Raw genomic sequence first — 2,580 nt, 5'->3', positions numbered from 1 at the left:
AAGGAGGCCGGGGCCGGCGAGCACGCACCGGGCCACCAACACAGCCGCCCCGCCAGGGGCGACCGCTACCGCCGCAGTTCAGGGCGGCGCCGCCACCCGCCCCAAGAGGGTGGCGGTGCCGCCGCGGGGTGCGGGAGGGGACTGCCACCCCTCCTGTGCGGTCACGTGGTGGCGTTGGCTAGACGGCTGATGGCCTCCTCGAAGACTTCGGCGTTGGGGAACATCACGTCGGCCCACCGAACAGAGTCGGTGCGCCCACCGTCGTACGCGATGCCCCACGCAAGGGAGTTGGCATCGTCCGCCGGTCCGGCGACGCTCGCGGCTTCCCAGCCGGCGAAGCGTCGACGCGCGGGGTTCTGCGGGTCGGGCTCGTACTTTCGGACCTTCACCGGCAGTCCGGTGACCGCCGCAGCGATCCGGGCCGCCTCCTCGGCATACCGCATGGGTGACTCCTGCGTTGAAGGTTGGGGGATATCGAAAGGGGCTGCCAACCCCTCTCGATATCCATAATTCTGCCTTATGAAGGAGTCGATGTCAACGCTTTAGAGCGGGGTTTCCCATCTCGCCCACCACACGCGCTGACCTGCGATCATGAGTTCCATGGGCAGCGTCTCGCCGTCCGCCGCGAGTTCCGGCGCCATCTCGTCGAGATCCACGGAGATGCGCATGCGCGGCTCGCCGTCCTCGTCGAGTACGAGATAGACCGTGGCGTGCACTCCACCGAGAGTGATCATGGGCTTCTCGCCTGCGCCGTCAAGCTCTGGCGCGTACACGGCGTGAACCCTGGATTCCCGGTGCAGCCTCTCAACGTCCTCTTGATACACGGTAGTTACGCCTCCGGCCGGATCTCGTCGCTCTGGTACCCGACCGACTTCGGCATCCCGGGCCACTGCACCATCACGAGCGGGTCACCGGTGAACGGCTCCATGCCGTACCCCGTGACGTTCCCCAGGATGAGCGGCAGCGTCCTGTGCCGGACGGTGGTGTCGACTGGGTACTTCTCCTCCACGGCGGTGCGGGCTGCGGCCTCGGCCTGTTCGGCGTTCATCGTTCGTTCTCCTCAGCGGTTCGGGGGGCCGGTGCCAGTGCACCGGCCCCGGGGGCTTTCAGACCTCGGCCCGGTCCTGGTCGTGGCGGGCACCGTTGCAGCAGGGGCAGGGATCGCCGATCTGCTCGGCCAGCGTCCGGCCGAGCGTGATGGCTCGTACGGCGCTCTGCTTGACGGGCGGGTTGTTCAGGTCGTCCGTGATCCATCCGGCTGCGGGCGGGGGCAGCAAGGGGCCTGCCGGGATCCGGAGAATGCGGGCGGCCACGTGGGCGGCGGCTGCGGCCTCCGCCTCGACCTGTTCGGGGTCGCAGAGTCCGGCGGCCTCGATGCTCCGGCGTGCGGCCTTCAGCAGTAGGGCGCGTGACGCGTCCTCCGGGTCGATGGCCTCGGCGGGCACCCCGTTGATCAGAAAGGCTCGATGGTCGCCCCCCTGCGTGAGAACGGCGATCAGGCGGTTGCGTACGAACGGGGCCGGGTTGCCGGTCGCCGGTGACGTCACCGGAGGACCGTCGGTCTGGGAGATGTCGAAGACGGCGTTCGAGAGCCAACCGCGTGCACGCTCTTCGCCCTGCGCCTCTGCGTCCGCGCTCGACTCCGGCCGCTCCTCGGCGGGCTCACGGCGTCCGCCTCCGGTCATCGGCCCCCAGATCCTGACGCCTTCCTCTCCTCGGCGGACCTGGCGGCCGTTGTTCTGCCACTCCGCGTAACTGAGGACCTGGGTCGCGTGCGGGGCCTGGAGCCCGATGGCGATGGCGTTCACGGGGCCGCGTTCGACGTGGACCGCTCCGGCACGCATGACCGCCGCCCACACCGCGGGGTGACCCATGCTCTGGTAGCCGGCCTGGAGGAGGTCCGACAGCTCCGCGGTCCGCTGCTTGCCGAGCTCGCGGCGCTTCTCGCGGGACATCCTGTTCCTGTAGCCCATCGGCTGTTTCCTTACGTGCGTTGAAGGTTTGGGGCTGTCGTCCGGGGGGCTGCCTCCCCCCTTCCGACATCACTAATTCTGCCTTATTTAGGGGTGGAAGTCCAACCCGAACACCCCTCCCGGGAAGTGATCCCGATCACATGTTTTCGCAGGTCAGGACCGGTTTCCGGCCTGGTTCCCGCCCCCGGACCGGCGGCCGCGTGGCGGGCCTCCGCCACGGCTCACCCCTGGGCGGGGGCTCCCCTCGGTCGGTCGGGCAGCGCACGCCGCACCGCCGGTTCTGCGGGGGCTGCCAGGCTCGCGAAGCGACCGCGAAGCGGCCCGGCCTGGCGGCTCCCGCAGGTTCGGCGGTACGCCCTCCGGGTGACCGACCGACCGAGGGGAGCCCCCGCCCTCACCCCAGCCACCCACCGGGCCCAACTCGCCCCCCAACCAACCCCCTTGGGAGTAAGGGCCCGCCGGAGGCGTCCGCTTCTCCGGGTGAACCTCACAACCAGGTCCTCGTGCTCCCCGCCGCTGGCCGGAGGCGGCGACCACCGGCCCGGCCCGGTCCGGCGGAGCCGGACCCGGTCCCGCCGCCCGCGGCGGGAGCACGGCCGGGGGGGCG

At 70.6% G+C, this 2,580-nt stretch carries 4 protein-coding genes; all 4 read right to left on the bottom strand.

The features are described from left to right. Window positions 1-161 precede the first annotated feature (161 nt). The 4 genes from AB0958_RS44940 to AB0958_RS44925 all read right to left on the bottom strand — a co-directional run bounded on the left by AB0958_RS44940 (window position 162) and on the right by AB0958_RS44925 (window position 1,973). Complete coding sequence (locus AB0958_RS44940; protein ID WP_366896263.1) at window positions 162-443, bottom strand: hypothetical protein; 282 nt, start codon at window positions 441-443, stop codon at window positions 162-164. A 99-nt stretch (window positions 444-542) separates the two neighbouring features. Next, window positions 543-734, bottom strand: a complete 192-nt coding sequence (locus tag AB0958_RS44935; protein WP_366896262.1) for a hypothetical protein — start codon at window positions 732-734, stop codon at window positions 543-545. A 95-nt stretch (window positions 735-829) separates the two neighbouring features. After that, window positions 830-1,048 (bottom strand): hypothetical protein, encoded by a 219-nt coding sequence (locus AB0958_RS44930; RefSeq protein ID WP_366896261.1) that lies wholly within the window; start codon window positions 1,046-1,048, stop codon window positions 830-832. Between the two features lie 58 nt (window positions 1,049-1,106). Then, window positions 1,107-1,973 carry a hypothetical protein gene (locus AB0958_RS44925; protein ID WP_366896260.1) on the bottom strand — a complete coding sequence of 289 codons (867 nt, stop codon included), beginning with the start codon at window positions 1,971-1,973 and terminating at the stop codon, window positions 1,107-1,109. Window positions 1,974-2,580: the final 607 nt, after the last annotated feature.

It is taken from the genome of Streptomyces sp. NPDC006655 (genome assembly GCF_040703965.1).
Classification (GTDB): Bacteria; Actinomycetota; Actinomycetes; order Streptomycetales; family Streptomycetaceae; genus Streptomyces.
This window is presented reverse-complemented; position numbering and strand designations above follow the sequence as displayed.

Excerpts from the sequence above, each read along its gene's own strand:
- AB0958_RS44925 (WP_366896260.1), bottom strand. The coding sequence starts at position 1,973 with ATGGGCTACAGGAACAGGATGTCCCGCGAGAAGCGCCGCGAGCTCGGC.
- AB0958_RS44940 (WP_366896263.1), bottom strand. The coding sequence starts at position 443 with ATGCGGTATGCCGAGGAGGCGGCCCGGATCGCTGCGGCGGTCACCGGA.
- AB0958_RS44930 (WP_366896261.1), bottom strand. The coding sequence starts at position 1,048 with ATGAACGCCGAACAGGCCGAGGCCGCAGCCCGCACCGCCGTGGAGGAG.
- AB0958_RS44935 (WP_366896262.1), bottom strand. The coding sequence starts at position 734 with ATGATCACTCTCGGTGGAGTGCACGCCACGGTCTATCTCGTACTCGAC.